Origin of the sequence: Nesiotobacter zosterae, from assembly GCF_033843645.1 — a bacterium.
Taxonomy (GTDB): Bacteria; Pseudomonadota; Alphaproteobacteria; order Rhizobiales; family Stappiaceae; genus Pseudovibrio; species Pseudovibrio zosterae.
The window spans coordinates 184,201-205,205 of the sequence record NZ_JAWXVZ010000001.1 but is presented as its reverse complement, the minus strand read 5'-3'; the positions used below and the strand labels follow the sequence as shown (position 1 = coordinate 205,205).

The 21,005-nt window shown below is 56.2% G+C and carries 18 protein-coding genes; 3 read left to right on the top strand and 15 right to left on the bottom strand.

Features of this window, described 5'->3' with window-relative positions; genetic code table 11:
- Window positions 1-30: 30 nt before the first annotated feature.
- The 9 genes from Q3Y58_RS00950 to Q3Y58_RS00910 all read right to left on the bottom strand — a co-directional run bounded on the left by Q3Y58_RS00950 (window position 31) and on the right by Q3Y58_RS00910 (window position 10,519).
- Window positions 31-765, bottom strand: a complete 735-nt coding sequence (locus Q3Y58_RS00950; RefSeq protein WP_274217916.1) for a nucleotidyltransferase family protein — start codon at window positions 763-765, stop codon at window positions 31-33.
- 30 nt (window positions 766-795) lie between these two features.
- Window positions 796-2,310 (bottom strand): tRNA (adenosine(37)-N6)-threonylcarbamoyltransferase complex ATPase subunit type 1 TsaE, encoded by a 1,515-nt coding sequence (tsaE, locus tag Q3Y58_RS00945; protein WP_319620628.1) that lies wholly within the window; start codon window positions 2,308-2,310, stop codon window positions 796-798.
- A 49-nt stretch (window positions 2,311-2,359) separates the two neighbouring features.
- Window positions 2,360-4,876, bottom strand: coding sequence for an ATP-binding protein (locus tag Q3Y58_RS00940; protein ID WP_319620627.1), 2,517 nt, complete (start codon window positions 4,874-4,876; stop codon window positions 2,360-2,362).
- Window positions 4,877-5,112: 236 nt separating this feature from the next.
- Window positions 5,113-6,513, bottom strand: a complete 1,401-nt coding sequence (gene ahcY, locus Q3Y58_RS00935; RefSeq protein ID WP_319620626.1) for an adenosylhomocysteinase — start codon at window positions 6,511-6,513, stop codon at window positions 5,113-5,115.
- A 202-nt stretch (window positions 6,514-6,715) separates the two neighbouring features.
- Window positions 6,716-7,000, bottom strand: a complete 285-nt coding sequence (locus tag Q3Y58_RS00930; protein ID WP_274217912.1) for an HPr family phosphocarrier protein — start codon at window positions 6,998-7,000, stop codon at window positions 6,716-6,718.
- A gap of 8 nt (window positions 7,001-7,008) precedes the next feature.
- The gene (locus Q3Y58_RS00925; RefSeq protein WP_319620625.1) at window positions 7,009-7,413 is read right to left on the bottom strand and encodes a PTS sugar transporter subunit IIA; all 405 of its coding nucleotides are present in this window, start codon (window positions 7,411-7,413) and stop codon (window positions 7,009-7,011) included.
- Window positions 7,414-7,536: 123 nt separating this feature from the next.
- Window positions 7,537-7,977, bottom strand: a complete 441-nt coding sequence (locus Q3Y58_RS00920) for an HPr kinase/phosphorylase (protein ID WP_319620624.1) — start codon at window positions 7,975-7,977, stop codon at window positions 7,537-7,539.
- Between the two features lie 2 nt (window positions 7,978-7,979).
- Window positions 7,980-9,803 (bottom strand): sensor histidine kinase, encoded by a 1,824-nt coding sequence (locus tag Q3Y58_RS00915; protein WP_319620623.1) that lies wholly within the window; start codon window positions 9,801-9,803, stop codon window positions 7,980-7,982.
- Between the two features lie 17 nt (window positions 9,804-9,820).
- Complete coding sequence (locus tag Q3Y58_RS00910; protein ID WP_274217908.1) at window positions 9,821-10,519, bottom strand: response regulator transcription factor; 699 nt, start codon at window positions 10,517-10,519, stop codon at window positions 9,821-9,823.
- A 408-nt stretch (window positions 10,520-10,927) separates the two neighbouring features.
- Between Q3Y58_RS00910 and Q3Y58_RS00905 the strand changes: the two genes are divergently transcribed.
- From Q3Y58_RS00905 to Q3Y58_RS00895, 3 genes are all read left to right on the top strand, one after another.
- Window positions 10,928-12,538, top strand: a complete 1,611-nt coding sequence (locus tag Q3Y58_RS00905; protein WP_319620621.1) for a phosphoenolpyruvate carboxykinase — start codon at window positions 10,928-10,930, stop codon at window positions 12,536-12,538.
- 116 nt (window positions 12,539-12,654) lie between these two features.
- A complete protein-coding gene (locus Q3Y58_RS00900; protein ID WP_319620620.1) occupies window positions 12,655-13,686 on the top strand; it encodes an XdhC family protein in 1,032 nt (343 codons plus the stop codon).
- A gap of 12 nt (window positions 13,687-13,698) precedes the next feature.
- Entirely contained in the window at window positions 13,699-15,333 is a 1,635-nt protein-coding gene (locus Q3Y58_RS00895; protein WP_319620619.1) for a molybdopterin-binding/glycosyltransferase family 2 protein, read from the top strand.
- 134 nt (window positions 15,334-15,467) lie between these two features.
- On the opposite strand, the gene Q3Y58_RS00890 is transcribed toward Q3Y58_RS00895, so the two are convergent.
- The 6 genes from Q3Y58_RS00890 to Q3Y58_RS00865 all read right to left on the bottom strand — a co-directional run bounded on the left by Q3Y58_RS00890 (window position 15,468) and on the right by Q3Y58_RS00865 (window position 20,957).
- Window positions 15,468-15,689, bottom strand: a complete 222-nt coding sequence (locus Q3Y58_RS00890) for a hypothetical protein (protein WP_319620618.1) — start codon at window positions 15,687-15,689, stop codon at window positions 15,468-15,470.
- Window positions 15,690-16,022: 333 nt separating this feature from the next.
- Window positions 16,023-16,421 (bottom strand): F0F1 ATP synthase subunit epsilon, encoded by a 399-nt coding sequence (locus Q3Y58_RS00885; protein WP_274217900.1) that lies wholly within the window; start codon window positions 16,419-16,421, stop codon window positions 16,023-16,025.
- Between the two features lie 79 nt (window positions 16,422-16,500).
- Window positions 16,501-17,928 carry a F0F1 ATP synthase subunit beta gene (gene atpD, locus Q3Y58_RS00880; protein WP_319620617.1) on the bottom strand — a complete coding sequence of 476 codons (1,428 nt, stop codon included), beginning with the start codon at window positions 17,926-17,928 and terminating at the stop codon, window positions 16,501-16,503.
- Window positions 17,929-17,953: 25 nt separating this feature from the next.
- Window positions 17,954-18,835, bottom strand: coding sequence for a F0F1 ATP synthase subunit gamma (locus Q3Y58_RS00875; protein WP_274217898.1), 882 nt, complete (start codon window positions 18,833-18,835; stop codon window positions 17,954-17,956).
- 32 nt (window positions 18,836-18,867) lie between these two features.
- Complete coding sequence (gene atpA, locus Q3Y58_RS00870) at window positions 18,868-20,397, bottom strand: F0F1 ATP synthase subunit alpha (RefSeq protein ID WP_274217897.1); 1,530 nt, start codon at window positions 20,395-20,397, stop codon at window positions 18,868-18,870.
- Window positions 20,397-20,957 carry a F0F1 ATP synthase subunit delta gene (locus Q3Y58_RS00865; protein WP_274217896.1) on the bottom strand — a complete coding sequence of 187 codons (561 nt, stop codon included), beginning with the start codon at window positions 20,955-20,957 and terminating at the stop codon, window positions 20,397-20,399. Before Q3Y58_RS00865 ends, atpA begins: the two co-directional genes overlap by 1 nt.
- Window positions 20,958-21,005 lie beyond the last annotated feature (48 nt).

The window sequence follows — 21,005 nt, the reverse complement described above, 5'->3', positions numbered from 1 at the left end:
AAAGAATCAAGAGATGATCCTTTTTAGGCGTCAGTTCACGCTTTCTGCAATGGCTCTTTCGGCATCAACCAAAGCTTCCGGGGTTCCCACGTGAAGCCACAGGCCATCCCCCTCAACGCCATAAAGACGCCCCTGTTCGATCGCGCGATCAAACAGCAAGTTCAGGGAAAACGGCCCGTCTGGGGTATCCTCAAACACCTCTGGCTTGAAGATGGCAGTGCCGGAATAGACATAGGGCGCCACGGTTCGCTCCACGCGACGCTTCAAGACACCTTCAACGTCCATGGTGAAGTCGCCCTTGCCGGTGTAGCCAACGGAATTCACACTTGGCACCATCAGCAACAGGATGTCCATTTTCTCAGGATTCCACGCCTCGGCCATGGTCTCCAGATTTGGGCGCACGCCCTCAATCCATAGGCTGTCGGAGTTGGTCACCAGAAACGGCTGGTTTCCCAGGTGTGGCAGAGCCTTCTTTACGCCGCCGCCTGTCTCCAACAGCTCATCGCGTTCGTCAGAAATGGCAACGGCCATACCCTGAAACTTCTTGGCATGAACTTCCACCAAGTCAGCCAGATAGTGCACGTTCACCACCGCTTCCTGAACGCCGCCCTTTTGCAGGCGCTGCAAGGTGTAGTCCAGCATGGATCTGCCGGCCACTTCGATCAGAGGCTTCGGGGTGGTGGCGGTCAACGGGCGCATGCGCTTGCCCATGCCAGCCGATAGCACTATGGCACGCTCTGGGTGAGCGATTGGGTTCTTATTCATTCCTTTATTCTTTCAAGTAAATTGGAAGAACTATTTGCTCGCACTGTGCAGCAGAGGATTTGACGGCAGTATGACGTCATACACCGTCTTGAGCTCTTCCAGCTCAGGATGTGAAAGAGCCTGTACAAGATACTCTCTGATCCGGGGCAAATGCTCAAGATACGCCGGCTTACCAAATACGGTATTCAACCGGACAAAGCCCCCTAAAATCTTAGTGTTACGATGGGCTGCAAGTGTAGCAACCCCGTACCTAAACAGGCCTTCATCAAAATCACTTAGGTATTTAAGCGCTTTTTCGCAATAGTGCGCCAGCAGCTCTTCCTGAAGGTCACGAGGGATCGTCAGGCGGGCATCCATTACAAGGGACGCAACGTCATAAGCAATTGGTCCAATAAGGGCGTCCTGAAAATCGATCTGCGCAATCTGGTCCAGCCCTTCAGCCCGGTCGAGCCAAAGAAGATTGGGGCTGTGAAAGTCCCGCATCACCCAAGTCTTTGGCAGGGCCTCAAGCGGTGCAAGTGCCTTTTGCCAAGCCTCTTTGAACAGGGTCCGGTCCTTGCTGGAAGCCTCTTTGCCCTCCGCGTGCGGGCGATAGAACTCCATGAAGAGCTCGGCCTCGGTCATGTAGGAGGCCAGATCATAGCGGCCAAGGGCATGGGTTGCATCGCCCGAACGGGCCGTCTCCGGCCACGCCTGCTGGTGCATGTGAAGCAGCACATCCAGCGCGCGTTTGTATCGGTCTGTGATGGGCGCACCGTCCTGCACGATGAACTGAGTGCCGAGGTCCTCCATAAGCGCAAGACCATTGGGCCGATCCAGCGCATAGATCTCAGGCACGCGCAAACCACGGTGGCGCAGCTCTTCCGCTATGGCGAGAAAGTCATCGATGGAATGCGCCAGATGTACGGACTGTGCATAGGTCTTGCCGGAGGGCAGCGTTGCCTCCCCCGCCCTTGGCGGATAATCCATCAGAACCGCGCCGCCAGCCTCGCCATTAAGGCGCAGATAACTACGGGTGGAGGCGTCGCCCTTGAGGTGATCCCGAGGCCGTTCCATCCACGTTGTGCCGAGCAGCAGCTCACGGCGTGCCTGCAGACGCTTCAGCCGCGCGTCCCAATCGCTGCTCTGCGGCGTTAGGGTGAAGATCCGGCTGTCCGGCTCAGGCCCTTCCTCAATCTTCACCAGAAGCGCTTCGGGCCAATACCGGGCATCTCCCATCTCCGGCCACTCAACAAGGGCTGTACCGCGCTCCAGCGTGTCCTCAAGGCCAAGCTCTTCCAGCTCTTCTGGCTCTTCGAGGCGATAAAGGTCCATATGCGCCAGAAACAGACGCTCCAGATCATAGGTCTGAACGAGCGTAAAGGTTGGACTAGGCACTTCCAACTCTGGCTCTCCGGCCAGATAGCGCAGCAATGCGCGGGAGAACGTGGACTTGCCCGTGCCCAGATCACCGGAAAGGGCGATCACATCGCCCGGCTTCAAGAATTCCGCAAAGTCTTCCGCAAAACGCTCGGTTTCGGCTTGAGAATATAACGTGACAATCATTGTGCGCTGATGAGCCCCATCCAGCCTTGTGCCGGTTTAAATCTGGCAGTTATTCCGCAGCTTGAAGATCCAGAACACGCGGCTCCAGCGGGAATGTACAGGTGACGGTGGTGCCTTCGCCTTCCTTGGAAGAGATGTCAACGGTGCCGCCGTGCAGCTCAACAAAACTCTTTACAATGGCAAGTCCAAGGCCAACCCCGTGTCGGCTTCCAGCCGCTCCCCTGCCCACGAAGCGGGAGAACACCTGTTCCAGCAGCTCCTCGGGAATGCCAACCCCATGATCTTCCACGGTAAACTTGATGGAATTTGCATCACGAACACACCTGACGTCCACCTGTCCGCCAGCTTCAGAATAGCGCACGGCATTGGACAAAAGATTGTACAAAACCTGCCGGAGGCGGCGTTCGTCTGCGCGAATGGTGCCAACATTCTCGGGCAGGTTGGTGTTCAGGCTGATGTTGGATTCTGTCAAGCGATCCTGAAGACCAACGATGGCTTCGGACACGGTCTCGGCCACATCCACATCGGAGATGTTGAGCTCCATAATACCGGCATCCACCGTCGCCAGATCCAGAATGTCATTGATGATGGCCAGCAGTGACGACGAGGACGACAGGATGTACTGCATGTACTCGGTCTGCTTGGTGGACAGATCGCCGAACTTTTGGTCGGAAAGCAACTGCGCAAAGCCAATAATCGTGGTGAGCGGCGAGCGCAGCTCGTAGGACACATGCTGAATGAAGGTGTTCTTCAGCTGGTCCGCCTCTTCCAGTGCCTCGTTCTTTTCCACCAGCGCCCGTTCAACATTCACGCTGTCGGTCACGTTGACGAAGGTCAGCAACGTCCCGCCATCGGGCAGCGGGACAGTTACGTAATTGATGATCATTCCATCAATACGCTCCATGCGCCCCGTGAGGTTGGTACGGCTGTCAGACAGGCCCGTGATGCCGCCAGCAAGTTCCTTGAGCACGGTCGAATCCGGCAAGAGATGCTTACACTTCTCCACCAAACCGGACACATGCGGCTCGTTCTGCAACTCGGCTTCTGTAAAGCGCCAGATGTCGGCAAAGGCTGGGTTCCAGAGGCGCAGACGGCCATTGGAGCCAAACACAGCCACGGCTTCGGACAGGTGATCCAGCGTTTCGCCCTGAACGCGAATGAGGGAGTTGTAGCGGCTTTCCAGATCGAGGCGCTCGGTCACATTTTCATAGATGTACGTCACGCCGCCTTGAGGATGCGGGTTCGCGATCACACGCAGGGTACGCCCGTCCGGCAGGTGCCACCAGAACTCACGCGCTTCCAGCGACTGGTAGCTCTCCAGATGCTTGGCGCGCCATGAGCGGTAGTCCGCCTGCTCCGGCAGCTTGCGTGCTGCACGCATGGCATCAAGAACTGCGCCTTCTTCAGGCGACGATTCCAGCAGGGATGGATCCAGTTCCCAAAGCGTGCGGTATGCAGCATTGTGGAACTTCAAACGGCGGTCGGCACCGTAGATGGCGACAGCGGTTTGGAGTTCATCCAGCGTACGGGTGTGGAAGTCCAACGTACGGCGCAGTTCGTTCTGAACGCGCTCCAGCTCGCTGATGTCCTGCGCAAGGCCAGCGCTCGACTTGTCGCTCAAAACATCGGTGATTTGGTAGACACACCGCTCTCCAGCAGCAACGACCGGCATTGGTGCGCTGTAAACGCCGTTGGTCTCGCGCATTGTGCTGAGCTTCATACGGCCCTTGGCGTCCAAAAGCTCTGCCCCCTTGGAGAGCACATCGGCAAGGGTGCTGGCTTCAACCGCATCCAGATATGCCGTGTTCACCCAAACGAGCTTGCCCGCCTCATCTCTCTGCCAGGCAGGGCCCGGCAACGCGTCCAGCAGACTGCGGATGCCTTCAAGCTGATTTTGCAGTTTCTCGTTCTGCTCTGACAGGCGCGCACTGGCTTGACGGTCGCCCGTCAGGTCACGCAGGCGCAGCACAGCGGCCCCGCCTGCGGTGCGCCCTGTTGCTTCCAGATAAACACCATTGGTGGTGCTCAAAGTGAGCCGGAACGGCTCACCATGGGTGCGCAGATGATCAAGATAGGCGCGAAGAGCCTCAGCAGACTTGGTCTCCAGCCATGCCTCGTATTCCAGAAGCTGGTTGATGCCCTCCGGGAAATTGAGCGAGTCCGGCAAATGACCTGCGACCGCAGGAATGCGCTCAGCCCCTTCCCAGACCAGCATCAGGGAATCTTCTGTTTCAAGGATGTTCTCGAGCCGATCAATCCGTGCAACGGCGCTTGCCCGCGCCTGACGCAGTTGGGCAATCGTGCCTTCAAGGCGACGACGACTGCGCACCATCATGAGAGCTGTTGCCACGGCAAACATGATCGCGCCGGCAATCGCAGCCAGCCATACCACTTTCAGTGCGTCGACAGACGTCCCTGAGAATTGCGGCAGAAAATCCATTGCTTGAGAGAAACCGGCAGCACCAACTAGAGCGAACGCGCCAACACCAAATAGATTTGCAAATTGCCGAATCCTTGTTCGCCACAGCACGTTGGAACGTGCGTGTTGTTGCCAGCCTGCTGGCATGTAGTGCCCCCTTTTTCGCCGCCAAGGTCCGAAAACCGGACCGCGAATAAGTCGCTCAACTGGCTACACTCACGACTGATTCGTTAACCAAGATAACTCGATACGGAAACGCGAAGAAGAGGTTCTTTACAAATAGTAAACAAATATTCCGGGCCTGCGACCCATCCACTACAATTAGTGGTGACGTGGCCCGCCCCGCATACCATATATGGAAGCGGGGCGTGCGATTCTGTTAATTAGTACTTGTAGTGCTCGGCCTTGAACGGGCCTGTCTTTTCAATTCCCAAGTAGTTCGCCTGATCGTCGGTCAGCTCCTGCAACGTCACGCCGAGCTTCTTCAGGTGAAGCCGCGCAACCTTCTCGTCCAGGTGCTTAGGCAGAACATAAACTTCGTTCTTGTACGCGTCGCCCTTGGTGAACAACTCGATCTGCGCCAGAACCTGGTTAGCGAAGCTGGCGGACATTACGAAGCTTGGGTGGCCGGTCGCATTGCCAAGGTTAACCAGACGACCTTCAGAGAGAAGGATAAGGCGCTTGCCGTCCGGGTACTCGATCATGTCGACCTGTGGCTTCACATTGCGCCACTTGAAGTTACGCAGAGCCGCAACCTGGATCTCGTTGTCGAAGTGACCGATGTTGCAGACGATGGCCATGTCCTTCATCTCACGCATGTGGTCTGCGGTGATGACGTCTTTGTTGCCCGTTGCTGTAACGAAGATGTCACCTTCCTTGACAGCTTCTTCCATGGTCTTGACTTCAAACCCATCCATCGCGGCCTGAAGCGCGCAGATCGGATCGATTTCGGTCACGATCACACGTGCGCCAGCTCCGGTCAAAGACTGTGCAGAGCCCTTGCCCACGTCGCCGTAGCCTGCCACAACAGCAACCTTGCCAGCCATCATCACGTCGGTACCACGGCGAATGCCGTCCACGAGGGACTCACGGCAGCCATAACGGTTGTCAAACTTGGACTTGGTTACGGAGTCATTCACGTTGATCGCAGGGAATGGCAGCTCGCCCTTCTTCTGCATTTCGTAAAGACGCAGAACGCCAGTGGTGGTTTCTTCGGAAACACCCTTGATGTTCGCCTTCACCTTGGAGAAGTAACCTGGGTCACGCTCAAGACGGCGCTTGATGGTTGCGAACAGGGCAACTTCTTCTTCGTTGGAAGGGTTCTCGAGAACGGATGGGTCCGTCTCTGCCTTGGCACCCAGAAGGATCATCAGGGTTGCGTCGCCGCCATCGTCCAGAATCATGTTGGCGGTTTCGCCGTTGCCCCAGTCAAAGATCTGGTCAGCGTAGTTCCAATACTCTTCCAGCGTCTCGCCCTTTTCAGCGAAAACCGGAATGCCAGCCGCCGCGATTGCAGCAGCAGCCTGATCTTGCGTGGAGAAGATGTTGCAGGATGCCCAACGGACTTCTGCGCCCAGCGCCACGAGGGTCTCAATCAGAACAGCGGTCTGAATGGTCATATGCAGGGAACCTGCAATGCGGGCGCCCTTGAGAGGCTTGCTCTCGCCGAACTCTTCGCGACAAGCCATCAGGCCTGGCATTTCTGTTTCAGCGATTTCGATCTCAGTCCGGCCCCATTCAGCCAGAGAGATGTCCTTTACTTTGTAATCGGTAAATCCGGTCATCCAACTTTTCCCGCATGACGCGGCGCAGGTACGCCGCAGTTCCAACTCTCAAGGCCCATTGGCCCTGATGCTTGGCACGGGTTATAGCGTAGTTGGAAGGGAGAAAGCAATAAAGATATAAAGGTTCCTTTATATCATTTACGTAACAACGGTAGGGGCCGACTCAAATCGCCGGTCCACAAACAAAAAAGGCGACTAATCCCTAGTCGCGCTCGCCAAAACCGTCTTCGATGAGGGCCACAATGGCCGCCATGGCTTCCTGATGTTGCTGGCCTGTAACCCTTACATGGATGCAACACCCCGGTGCCGCAGCAAGCATCATCAAGCCCATAATCGAGGTTCCACCCACGCTTTGGCCATCTTTGGAGACGACAACCTCAGCATCGAAGGTCTCAACCAGCTTTACGAGCTTGGCCGAGGCGCGCGCATGAAGGCCGCGCTGGTTGACGATTTCAAGCTCGCGCTCAAGCACATGAACCGTATTCATTCTTTGTTTCAACCCTGACCGGATAACACCTGACTGGCGACAGAAATGTATTTCTGACCGGCGTTTCTTGCTTCTTCTACGGCTTCCGCCAGTGACAGATCATTGCGCACACTTGCCAGCTTGATCAGCATGGGCAGGTTTACACCAGCTACCACCTCTATTGAGGTTCCGTTCATGACAGAGATCGCCAAGTTTGATGGCGTACCACCGAACATGTCGGTTAGCAGCACCACACCCGATCCGTCATTTACCTGCTCAACTGACTTCAAAATGTCCTGACGACGTTGCTCCATGTCGTCATCCGGACCGATGCAAATTGTCGACACCCCTGATTGCGGCCCAACCACATGTTCGAGGGCCGATTTGAACTCTTCGGCCAAACGGCCGTGGGTGACTAGAACAAGACCTATCATTCAATTCCTGCGAGATTTGAGAGGTAACACTTTGACGTGTCACTTGCCCCACTTTCTAAGAGCCTGCGCCGCAGTGCAAGAAAAATCGGCAAAGTGTCACCACATCGCCAATCCGATAGGCAACTACAGGGTTCTTAGCGCTGCGTAAGCCAGCCTCACCGATGCATCAAAGCTTTCCAAAGGCACCGGTTGACGACGAACCTTTATGCCAAGGACCTCTGTTTCAAGCTCATGAGACTCAGGCAGCCGTTCTATGTGAGAAAGCCCCTCAATATCAATAATCAATCGCAGCACCGCACGGTTTAGGTGGGGCATTTTCACAATCCCGTGACCGCGAAGCTCCATTAAACCCCTGGTTGGCTCTGGGCAACGCGCGACAAGACGTCCGTTGATAGCGTCAATGTAGACCTGATCATCGGCCACCAGACAGGCGAATCTGCCCGCTGTCCGCTCTCGCTGGATCAGTTCAAATGCCAGGCCAGACTTGCCGGAACCGGACGCACCACGAATCAAAACCCCTTTGTTGCCAATGACGACGCAGGTACCGTGGTGGGATGGAGCCATGGTCAGCTCACGCGCTTTGCGGGCAGTGTGACGATGAACCGGGCACCAAGCACCTTGCCGTCATCGCCTTCTTGCTCTCGGTTTTCTGCTGTGATGGTTCCGCCGTGGGCTTCCACGATCTGTCGGCAAATGGAAAGACCAAGGCCCGAATTGTTGCCGAAGCCTTCGTTGGCAGGCCGGTCTGTGTAGAAGCGCTCAAAAATGCGCTCCATGACATCCGCATTGATGCCCGGACCGCAGTCATCCACCGTAATGAGCACCTTGTTGCCTTGGCGTGTGGCGGTAATGTCGATGGCCTCATCGTTTGGCGAGAACGAGCGCGCGTTATCAATGAGGTTGTTGAAGACCTGCGACAAGCGCTCGGCCTTGCCAAACACCTCGTAGGGGTGGTCCAGCTTGGACGCGGTTACGGTCAGCTTGACCCGCGGCACATCCTCACCCCAGCGCTCGTTGGCGATGTCCGTCACGGTGCGTAGCAGCACGGCGATGTCGAAGATCTCGGAGTCCGCGCGTGCAAGCTCCGCGTCGATCCGCGAGGCCTCGGAGATATCCGAGATCAGCCGATCCAGACGGCGCACATCATGCTGGATGACTTCCATCAAGCGTTCGCGGGAGGCTTCGTTCTTGGCCAGTGGCAAGGTTTCGATAGCGCTCCTCAAGGAGGTCAGCGGATTTTTGAGTTCGTGCGCCACATCAGCGGCGAAGTTCTCAATGGCATCCATGCGGTTATAGAGCGCATTGGTCATCTCGCGCAGCACCCGTGCCAGGTGGCCAATCTCGTCATAACGCCCCGGGAACTCCGGGATTTCCTCACGAGATTTGCTGGAGTACCGCACACGCTGGGCCGCGTCGGACAAACGCCGCACCGGGCCTGCGATGGTGCCTGCCAGCAGGACAGAGAGCACCATCACCACAACGGCCGCGACAACGAAGATCTTGATGATCGCGCTGCGCTCAGCAGCAATGATGTCGTCGATGTCGCCCCCTTGCGTCGACAGAAGCAAGGTGCCCAGAACCGCGCGGAACCGCTGCACCGGAATAGCCACGGAAACGATCATCTCCCCGCGTGGTGACAAGCGCACCACGCTGGCAGGCGATCCGGCCATGGCTGCTGCCACCTCGGGATAGTCAAGGCCGCTGCTGTCGTCCAGTTCCTTGTAGAGCGGGTATTCACCGCGCCGCATCCAGAACTTCACCTCTTGCCAGAGGTTCTGGAAGTACGGCTCTTCCTCCTGATTGGGAGGGGGCAGATCAAACCTGAAAATCTGGGTCTGCGCGTAGATATGGGAACTGTCGAGGAGCAGCGTTCCATCCGGATCATAGATCCGCGCGCGCGTTTTGGTTGGCGAAATCAACCGGCGCAGGATTGGCCCCACCAGCTCCGGGTTGATCGGGAAATCCAGACTGGACAGCGAGGAGCCGGGATCAATGCTTTCTCCGGCCTGCAGGCGCAGCAGCTGTTCCGGATCCACCATCACCTGGTTGCTGTCTGCCGTGGCAGAGGCGGCAATGGCGCCCGCGATAATCTCGCCCTGCGTGAGCAGCGATTGTACACGCGCATCAATCAGGCCCGCACGAAACTGGTTCAGGTACAAGATACCCACCACCATTGCGAAGAGGCCCACAAGATTCAGAACCAGAATGCGGCGTGTCAGGGAGGAAAACACATAGGTGCCAAGCACGGACGCCCATCGGGTCAGGATGCGTCGGCGTACTTGACGGCGGCGCACCCAGCCAAACGCGTTGTTCCGTCCGCCGTCCGTTTCCGGACGCCGTGGCTGCGCGGTCTTGTCCACGTGATCTTTTGATACCTGCTCAGAAGCCATAAAGCGCTGAGATCCAATCAGCCTTCGCGGAAGCGATAACCGACGCCGTAAAGGGTTTCGATCATATCAAAGTCGTCATCGACAACCTTGAACTTCTTGCGGAGGCGCTTGATGTGACTGTCGATGGTTCGGTCATCGACATAAACCTGATCATCGTAGGCGGCGTCCATGAGTGCATTGCGGCTTTTCACAACGCCCGGACGCTGAGCCAACGCGAACAGGATAAGAAACTCTGTGACGGTAAGCGTGACGGGCTTGCCCATCCAAGTGCAGGTGTGACGCTCCTGATCCATTGTCAGGTGGCCACGCTCCAGAAGCTTGTCGCCTTCGCTTGCCGCAGCGGACGCATCGCGAGGCTGCACGCGGCGCAGCACGGCCTTTACGCGCTCTACCATCAAACGCTGTGAGAACGGCTTCCGAATGAAGTCGTCCGCACCCATCTTCAGGCCGAACAGCTCATCAATCTCGTCGTCCTTCGACGTCAGAAAGATAACCGGCAGATCCGAGCGCTGGCGCAACCGGCGCAGCAGCTCCATGCCATCCATGCGCGGCATCTTGATATCGAAAATAGCAAGATCCGGCGGATCATTTTGAAGACCTTCCAGTGCAGAAGCACCGTCCGTATAGGTCTGAACGCGGTAACCTTCGGACTCCAGAGCGATCGAGACAGAGGTTAGAATGTTGCGGTCGTCATCAACCAGAGCAATGGTCGGCATGGTCGGGGCCCGATCCTCTCACAAAACTTACTTTCGATAATGATTACCCGATTTAGGCACAAGGGACAAATAGTCGTGAAATAAGGCAAAACCCGGCCTGAAGAATGGGTTAATCCACAGCCGCCTCAGCATCCAAGCCCCCGCCATAACCCAGTGCGCGGCAATACTCCATCAGTTTTTGGGGTGATTTCCACGCATCCCCCAGCTAAATCCATTTAAAAGAAAAGTATTATACTCGAAGTTTACAGAACTCGAATTTCAATCGGTTTAACGACTTTCGCTGGTCTTGTTGTTTCCCAAATACTCATTTACCGTCCACCCTGTCGCAAGAGGCATAAACCAGATTCACCTGAACGATCTCTAGGAGAGATGCAAGTAAACAGGTGAGCGACTGAGGAAATCAGAATAATGGTAGAGTTCGGATTACGTAATTCCGATTGTGGGAGTGAGGCATTTGGTTTGAAGAACCTTAAGAGCCTCAGCTGGAACCTAAGCGAGCCTGAACTTTACGAATATGCGCTGAAGCGCGGCGAAGCCAGCCTGGCAGCAGGTGGCGCACTGGTCGCCGACACGGGGGACCACACAGGCCGATCCCCCAAGGACAAGTTCGTCTTGAAGGACGAAAAGACCGAAAATCAGGTCTGGTGGGAGAACAACTCCGCCATCAGCCCGGCGCACTTTGATGTGCTTTTGGCCGATATGCTTTCTCATGCAGAAGGCATGGAGCTGTTCGCGCAGGATCTTTATGGCGGAGCCGACCCCGCGCAGCGTTTGAACGTGCGGGTGTTCACAGAGTTTGCCTGGCACTCTCTTTTCATTCGCAACATGCTGCTGCGCCCGGAACGGTCGGCGCTGGCCTCCTTCGTGCCGGAAATGACCATCATCGATCTGCCAAGCTTCAAGGCTGACCCGAGCAAGCATGGCTGCCGCAGCGAAACTGTTATTGCCTGCGACTTGTCTCGCAAGATCGTGCTTATTGGCGGCACCGCGTATGCTGGCGAGATGAAGAAGTCGGTCTTTACGATGCTGAACTACCTGCTGCCTGATGCGGGCGTGATGCCAATGCATTGTTCCGCCAATGTGGGCGATGCAGGCGACACTGCCGTGTTCTTCGGCCTGTCAGGCACCGGAAAGACCACCCTTTCCGCTGACCCGTCGCGCACACTGGTGGGCGATGACGAGCACGGCTGGGGTCCAGAAGGCATCTTCAATTTTGAAGGCGGCTGCTACGCAAAGACCATCAAGCTTTCTCGTGAAGCGGAGCCTGAGATTTTCTCGACCACAGAGCGCTTCGGCACGGTGCTTGAAAATGTCGTTCTGGATGAGCAGCGCGTTCCAGACTTTGACGACGGCTCTAAGACGGAGAACACCCGCTGCGCGTACCCAATCCACTTCATTCCAAATGCAAGTGACAGTGGCCGCGCGCCGCACCCAAAGAACATCATCATGCTGACAGCCGATGCTTTTGGGGTTCTGCCCCCAATCGCAAAATTGACCGGCTCTCAGGCCATGTACCATTTCCTTTCCGGTTACACCGCCAAGGTTGCCGGTACAGAGCGCGGCGTGACGGAACCACAAGCAACGTTCTCCACCTGCTTTGGTGCTCCCTTCATGCCTCGTCATCCCTCCGAATATGGCGCTCTGCTGAAAAAGCTCATTCAGGAGCACGGCGTAAACTGCTGGCTGGTGAACACCGGCTGGACCAGCGGGGCCTATGGCGTCGGTCATCGCATGCCGATCAAGGAAACACGGGCTCTGCTTCGCGCAGCACTGGATGGCTCTTTGAACGATGTGGCCTATCGCACGGACAGCAACTTCGGCTTTGCCGTTCCGTTGGCCGTGGAAGGCGTTGACACAACCATCCTGAACCCACGCGGCACTTGGGCGGATCCAAACGCCTATGACGCTCAGGCGGCCAAGTTGGTGTCCATGTTCATTGAAAACTTCACTCAGTTTGCAGATGCAGTGGATGGAGACATTTTGAGCGCGGGACCGGGTTTGCGGGCAGCTGCCGAGTAAGCCCCCTCCTTTCGACCAATTACTAAGCGCCGGGCTTCTGTCCGGCGCTTTTTGTTGGTTTCCTGCCTCCCTGCAACTACTTATAGTAAACAAGGATGACATGGCAGGAGCCGATTATGGCCGACCTTTCGGCACCGCAAAATCGAGCGACTTCAAACGACGTGCTGGCCGTTGCTGAGCAGTGGCTACAGCAAGGCCGCGCCTGTGCGCTGGCCACGGTCATCGAAACCTGGGGCTCGGCCCCGCGCCCGATTGGCAGTCACCTGCTCATTGATGCCGACGGAAACTTTGAAGGCTCCGTCTCAGGTGGCTGCGTTGAAGGGGAAGTTGTCACCGAGGCCATGGACACCATCGAGGATGGCACGGCGCGCCTCTTGGAGTTCGGCGTTGCTGATGAAACGGCTTGGCGGGTTGGTTTGTCTTGCGGGGGGCGCATAACCGTTCGAGTCGAAGCGCTTTCCAGCCCTGATTGGCTGGCTCAGTTGAACGCCGCCCGAACTTCCCGGCGGGGGGCGGTGTTGGTTACAGACATTGCTCGCGGCACCACGACCGTTTTCACGGAAGACGCGCTTCCTTCAGATGGGGCGCTTCAAGACGAGATCGGGGCGCGCTTACGATCCGCCAAATCGGGCCGCTTTCAGCCCGATGATGGGCGCGACCTGTTCCTGAACGTCCATGTCCCCGCCCTCCGCATCATCGCGGTCGGTGCCGTTCACATCACACAAGCGCTCGCGCCGATGGCGAAGATCGCCGGGTACGATCTTACGGTCATTGACCCGCGCACCGCATTCGCAACGCCGGAACGTTTTACTGATGTAGACTTGCGGGCGCAGTGGCCAGAAGAGGCGCTGGACAAGCAGCCACTTGATGCGCATAGCGCCGTGATTGCTGTTACTCACGACCCAAAGATCGACGACCCAGCGCTTGAAGCCGCGTTGAAGGCGCACTGCTTTTACATTGGCGCCCTTGGAAGCAAGAAGACCCATGGCCGCCGTGTTGAGCGTCTCCTCGAAAAGGGCTTCTCGCTAGAGAGCATTGATCGCATCCACGCCCCCATCGGCTTGAACATTGGCGCCGCCAGTCCGGCGGAAATCGCAGTTGCCATCATGGCGGAGGTCATACTCGCCCGACGTGGTGCGAAAGCTTAGGAGAGGCAGTGCATGTATTTCGGAGAGCTTCCCACTTCTCAGGCAACCGGGTGCTATCTCGCCCACTCCTTGAAAGCAGCTGGCCTGCATCTGAAAAAGGGGCACCGGCTTTCCGAAGGGGAGGTTGCCACCCTTGAAGCAGCCGGTGTTGCCAGTCTTACTGTCGCTCGGCTTGATGCTGGTGACATTCATGAGGATGAAGCGGCACAGCGCTTTGCAGCAAGCGCGGCCGGGGCCGGAACCATTGTAGCGCCGCCTTTTACCGGCCGCGTCAATCTCTACGCGGAGCACGCAGGGATTATCCAGCTGGACGAAGATGCCATCTTGAGCGCCAATATGATCGACCCTGCGATCACCATGGCGACGTTGGAACCGTTCGCTCCCGTCGAAAAAGGGCGGATGCTCGCTACAGCCAAGATCATTCCGCTTGCAGCCGAAGAACGTCATCTGGGCGCGGCAGCGGCAGCCATTCAGGGCGCCATTCGCGTTGCACCGTACACGGCAAAACGCGTTGCCGTGGTCTCCACCACCCTGCCCCATTTAAAGGACCAGGTGATTGGCAAGACACTTGCCGCACTGCAGGACCGCCTCAGACCCTCTGAATCTGTAATCTCAGCCCATCTTGAGGTGCCGCACACCTACCCTGACCTGAAAGAGGCCCTTGGCACCCTCGATCCCGCTGGCTTTGATCTGCTCATTATCTTTGGTGCTTCAGCCGTCGTTGATGTCAACGACATCATTCCCAGCGCGCTTCGCAGTGCAGGCGGCAACATCGAGCATTTCGGTATGCCCGTTGATCCGGGCAACCTTTTGGTATTGGGTTCATTCGCCGGAAAGCCCGCCATTGGCGCACCGGGGTGCGCGCGCAGCCCTCAAGAAAATGGCTTTGACTGGGTGCTAAACCGCCTGCTGGCGGATTTTCCAATCACCGCCGGTCAGATCAAGGCCATGGGCGTTGGTGGCCTTTTGAAGGAGATCTACTCCCGGCCCCAGCCACGAGAGGAAGAAGTTGACGAGGCACACCGCAAGCGTCAATCCGCGGCGATCATTCTTGCTGCGGGTCAATCCCGCCGGACGGGCGACCACAACAAGCTTCTCGCCCGCGTGCATGGGGTTCCCATTATCCGGCAAGTCGCGCTCAGTGCCATTGAAAGCAAGGTGGACAGGGTTCATGTGGTGGTCGGAAAAGAAGGCGACGCGATCCAAAAGGCGCTCCAAGGCCTGCCCGTACAAGTGGTCCACAACGAACGCGCCGAGGCAGGGCTTTCGACCTCAGTTGCAGCAGGCATCAATAGCCTGCCGGACAGCATTGAAATTGCCGTAATGCTGCTTGGCGACATGCCTGAGATTGCCGCAACCCATGTGAACGAACTGCTGGCAGGCTATGAGCCCAATGCCGGGAAGCTTATTGGTGTTGCCACGTGCGAAGGCAAACGCGGCAACCCGGTGCTGTGGGATCGCCGTTTCTTCAGCCCGCTTACCCGCCTTCACGGTGACATTGGTGGCAAACCGGTGATGGAAGAGAACGCAGAAGCGATCTACACCATTGAACTTGGGCGCACGGCCCGGCTTGATCTGGATGACCCCACAGCACTCGATCACTTCGGTGCCAAGATGGGTAGTTTTTCTCTCAAAAGCGACGCGTGATTCTGCTGAGATTCGAGTTTTCGCGACAGTTAAATGACAGTTCGCATCCCTTAAATGAATTAATTGAAAATATATGAGATCGGAAGAAAAGCCTTTCTTCAGTGACTTATCTGGAATCTTCCCCTAGAGCCGCCTCAATACTGGCAATACCCCTCTAGAAATCTGTGGGCAAACTGATTAGGTTTCATTCCAGCAACGGCGGAACGCTTCGGGCGTTTCAGCCGTTTATTCAATTCCGAAAATCGAGACAGCTTACCGACGGCATCGTGCTCCGGCCGCGCATTGACGTGGCCACTGGCCTTTTCAATAAGCTGAAAGAAAATAAGAAGGCTCGCAACCATGACTGCCATGACCATGCCGCGTCCAGGGCAATGCAAATGGACCGAAGGTGATAGCGGAAATTACAGCTTCCCTTGCACCAACAAAGCGGAAAACGGCTCTTATTGTGCCCATCACCGCACGATTGTTTATGAGACCCCAGAACAGCGCAAGTCGCGTTCGGCTCAGACCAAGTTTGTTCCATTCAGCCGCCGCATGGCTGCTTAAGAACACGAAGAAGAAGAGACCTCTTTCTACTTGGTGCAGCACAGGGCACCAATGTCCCTAGAAAGAAAAGACAGCGTCAAGCTGCAACAAAAAACCCCGGCTTTTGGCCGGGGTTTTTAATTTCTTGGACTAGCCTTTTCTGCTCACAGCGCGGCTTTGATTTCCTGCAGCTGTGACAACACCAGCGCGGCCTTTTGGCGCTCGATGTCGTCCTTGGCATCCGCCAGATCTTCCTCAGCATTTTGGATCTGCTGGTCTAGATAGGCAGCGTCAATTTCGCTCATCGGGATCGCTTGCTCCGCCAGAACAGTCATGCCTGATGCAGATACATCGGCAAAACCACCCCGTACGAAGTACGCGTGCTGATCACCATTTGCCCCGGTTGCGCGAACAACGCCCGGGCGCATGGTCGACAGAAACGGCGAGTGACCGGCACCGACGCCAAATTCACCTTCAGAGCCAGGTACTACAGCTGCAGTCACTGCTTCTGAAAGCAGAAGGCGGTCTGGTGAAACCAGTTCAAACTGGAAAGTCTCAGCCATTTAGCTCTTCCTCTGTCCGTTTCAAGAAGCAGCGGCTTTTACAAACCGCTGCCTTTCACTTTCGATCGCCAGATCGAGCTTAAGCAGCTTCAGCAGCCAGCTTAGCAGCCTTTTCAACCGCTTCGTCCATGGAACCAACCATGTAGAATGCAGCTTCTGGCAGATGGTCATAGTCACCGTTTACCAGACCCTTGAAGCCTTTGATGGTGTCTTCAAGAGCAACCAGCTTGCCTGGGGAACCGGTGAACACCTCAGCCACGAAGAACGGCTGGGACAGGAAGCGCTCGATCTTACGAGCACGTGCAACGACCAGCTTATCTTCTTCAGAAAGTTCATCCATGCCAAGGATGGCGATGATGTCCTGAAGAGACTTGTAGCGCTGCAGGGTTTCCTGAACCGCGGTCGCAACTTCGTAGTGCTCTTCACCAACGATACGTGGATCAAGCATACGGGAGTTGGAGTCGAGCGGGTCCACAGCTGGGTAGATGCCCTTTTCCGCGATTGAACGGTTCAACACGGTGGTTGCGTCCAAGTGAGCGAAGGTGGATGCAGGTGCAGGGTCGGTCAAGTCATCCGCTGGTACGTACACAGCCTGAACGGAGGTAATAGAACCCTTCGTTGTGGTTGTAATACGTTCCTGCATGGCGCCCATGTCGGTTGCCAGAGTAGGCTGATAGCCCACAGCAGAAGGAATACGGCCAAGCAGCGCGGACACCTCAGAACCAGCCTGAGTAAAGCGGAAGATGTTGTCCACGAAGAACAGAACGTCCTGGCCCTTGTCACGGAAGTGCTCAGCAACGGTCAGACCGGTCAGAGCAACACGTGCACGTGCTCCTGGAGGTTCGTTCATCTGACCGTAAACCAGAGCAGCCTTGGAGCCTTCGCCCTTGCCAGCTTCCTTGTTCACGCCAGATTCGATCATTTCCCAGTAAAGGTCGTTACCTTCACGGGTACGCTCACCAACGCCAGCGAATACGGAGTAACCGCCGTGTGCCTTAGCAACGTTGTTGATGAGTTCCATGATCAGAACGGTCTTACCAACACCAGCACCGCCGAACAGACCGATCTTACCACCCTTTGCGTAAGGTGCGATCAGGTCAACGACCTTGATGCCGGTTACCAGGATTTCAGCTTCGGTGGACTGTTCCACGAATGCTGGAGCTTCCTGGTGGATAGCGCGCTTGGTGTCCGCAACGATTGGACCAGCTTCATCAACTGGCTCACCGATTACGTTCATGATGCGGCCCAGAGTGCCGTCACCCACTGGCACGGAAATCGCCTCGCCAGTGTCTTCAACTTCCTGACCGCGAACGAGACCTTCGGTTCCGTCCATAGCGATCGTGCGTACTTCGTTTTCGCCCAGGTGCTGAGCAACCTCGAGTACCAGACGGTTCCCGCCGTTGTCAGTTTCCAGAGCGTTCAGGATCGCAGGAAGCTCGCCGTCGAAGTGTACGTCGACAACAGCACCGATAACCTGCGTGATCCGTCCGACTTTCGTGTCAGCCATCACTTAAATCCTCGTCTCAACTCGGTCAGAGCGCTTCTGCGCCTGAAATGATTTCAATCAGTTCCTTGGTGATCTGTGCCTGACGCTGACGGTTGTAGCTCAGTGTCAGTTTATTGATCATCTCGCCGGCGTTGCGGGTCGCGTTGTCCATTGCGGACATGCGTGCACCCTGCTCGGACGCAGCGTTTTCAAGAATTGCGCTGTAGATCTGTACTGAAATGTTCCGAGGAAGCAGGGTCTCAAGGATTTCCTGCTCATCCGGCTCATAATCGTAGAGCGCATTCTCGCCCGCAGCTGCCTGATCGTCTTCAGCATCAAAAGTTGCCGGGATGATCTGAGTTGCGGTTGGAATCTGACTAATTACTGACCGGAACTTCGAATAGAACAGTGTGCAAACGTCGAACTTTTCCTCATCATACATGGTGAGGATCTTGTCGGCGATCTGCTTAACGCTGCTGTACTCAACGTTCTTATCAGTCAGCTCGATCTTCTCAATAATGTGCTGACCCAAATCACGCTTCAGTGCATCGAAGCCCTTCTTGCCAACGGTGACGATCTTGACCGTCTTACCTTCAGCAATCAGCTTCTTGGCGTGTTCACGCGCCAGCTTGGCGATGGAGGAGTTGAAACCACCACACAAACCACGCTCTGCGGTGCAGACGAGAAGCAGGTGTACCTGTTCCTTGCCCGTGCCTGCCATCAGCTTTGGCGCATCGTCACGACCCTGTACTCCGGAAGCCAAGTTGCTCAGCACCGCCCCCATGCGCTCGGCATAGGGACGAGATGCTTCTGCGGATTCCTGAGCACGACGCAGCTTAGCCGCGGCCACCATCTGCATGGCCTTGGTAATCTTCTGCGTCGCTTTGACCGAAGCGATGCGGTTTTTTAGGTCCTTAAGGCTCGCCATGGGCGCCCCCGTTCCTTATGCCGTTGCTTCGATTAACCGAGGGTCTTGACGAACGCGTCAATAGCAGCCTTCAGTTTCTCAGTGAGTTCTGCATCCAGAGCCTTCTTCTCCCAGATAGCGGAGAGAAGTTCTGCATGGTCTGCACGCAGGAAGCGCAGCAGGCCTTCTTCGAACTCGCGAACCTGGTCAACAGGGATACCGTCAAGGTAGCCGTTCACACCAGCGTAGATCACAGCGACCTGTTCTTCCGTCTTGAGCGGAGAGAACTGAGGCTGCTTCAGCAGTTCAGTCAGGCGCGCACCGCGGGCCAGAAGGCGCTGGGTGGTCGCATCCAGATCAGAGCCGAACTGAGCAAATGCCGCCATTTCGCGGTACTGCGCAAGCTCACCCTTAATTGGACCAGCAACCTGCTTCATTGCCTTGATCTGCGCGGAAGAACCCACGCGAGACACTGACAGACCAACGTTCACAGCAGGGCGGATACCCTGGAAGAACAGATCGGTTTCCAGGAAGATCTGACCATCGGTAATGGAGATAACGTTGGTCGGAATAAACGCCGACACGTCGTTACCCTGTGTTTCAATTACCGGCAGAGCAGTCAGGGAGCCTTTACCGTTCTCTTCGTTCAGCTTTGCAGAACGCTCGAGCAGACGGGAGTGCAGGTAGAAAACGTCACCTGGGAAAGCTTCACGTCCTGGTGGACGACGGAGAAGCAGAGACATCTGGCGGTAAGCCACAGCCTGCTTGGACAGATCGTCGTAACCAATCACAGCATGCATGCTGTTGTCACGGAAGAACTCACCCATTGTTGTACCGGCAAACGGTGCCAGGTACTGGAGAGGTGCTGGATCGGAAGCGGTCGCAGCGACAACGATGGAGTACTCAAGAGCACCAGCGTCTTCCAGTGCCTTGACGAACTGAGCAACGGTAGAGCGCTTCTGACCAACTGCAACGTAGATGCAGTAGAGCTTGGCGTCTTCATCGTCACCAGCGTGCAGAGGCTTCTGGTTGAGGAAGGTGTCGAGAATGATCGCGGTTTTACCGGTCTGGCGATCACCAATAACCAGTTCGCGCTGACCACGGCCGATCGGGATCAGGGCATCGATTGCCTTGAGGCCGGTAGACATTGGCTCGTGCACGGACTTACGTGGCAAAATGCCAGGCGCTTTAACGTCCACACGACGGCGCTCAGTCGCCTCGATCGGGCCTTTGCCGTCGATCGGGTTACCGAGTGGATCCACGACGCGACCCAGCAGGCCTTTACCTACTGGTACGTCAACGATGGCACCGGTACGTTTTACGGTGTCACCTTCTTTAATGTCACGGTCGTTACCGAAGATAACGACACCGACGTTGTCAGATTCTAGGTTGAGTGCCATGCCCCGGATTCCTCCAGGGAACTCGACCATTTCACCCGCCTGGACTTGGTCCAGACCGTAAACGCGGGCAATCCCGTCACCTACGGAAAGAACCTGACCTACTTCAGTAACTTCGGCTTCTTGACCGAAGTTCTTGATCTGGTCCTTTAGGATGGCGGAAATTTCCGCGGCCCGAATATCCATCAGCCGACCTCTTTCATCGCGAACTTAAGAGAGTTGAGCTTGGTACGCAGTGAAGTGTCGATCATCCGGCTGCCGATCTTCACGATCAGACCGCCAATGATGGATGGGTCCACTTTCACTACCACGTTAACGTCTTTGCCTGTGGAAGCGTTGAGAGCTTCTTTCAGGGCAGCAGTGTGATCAGCCGATAGTTCGGTAGCGGAAGTCACCTCAGCGGTGACTTCGCCGCGCTTGGCAGCAAGCAGCGAACGGAAGGCTGAAATCATACCTGGGATCGCAAAGAGGCGCCGATTCTTGGCAACCAACTTTACAAAATTTGCGGTCAGGCCAGAAATGCCGGCCTTTTCCAATATATCTGTGAGCGCTTTAAGCTGCGCGTCTGCACTAAAAACGGGGCTCTTGATGAGGCGTTCTAGATCAGAGCTCTCTTTGATGAGCGCTTCAAAACGATCGAGTGCAGCCTCAACCTCCGCAATTGCATTCTGCTCTTCAGCAAGGTCTAGCAACGCGGATGCGTAACGCAAGGCCACGCCTGAAATGAGAGATACGTTGTCAGTCACTGGATCCGTGCTCTCCGGCGCATTCAAGGTTGGTAGCGAGACTCGCCA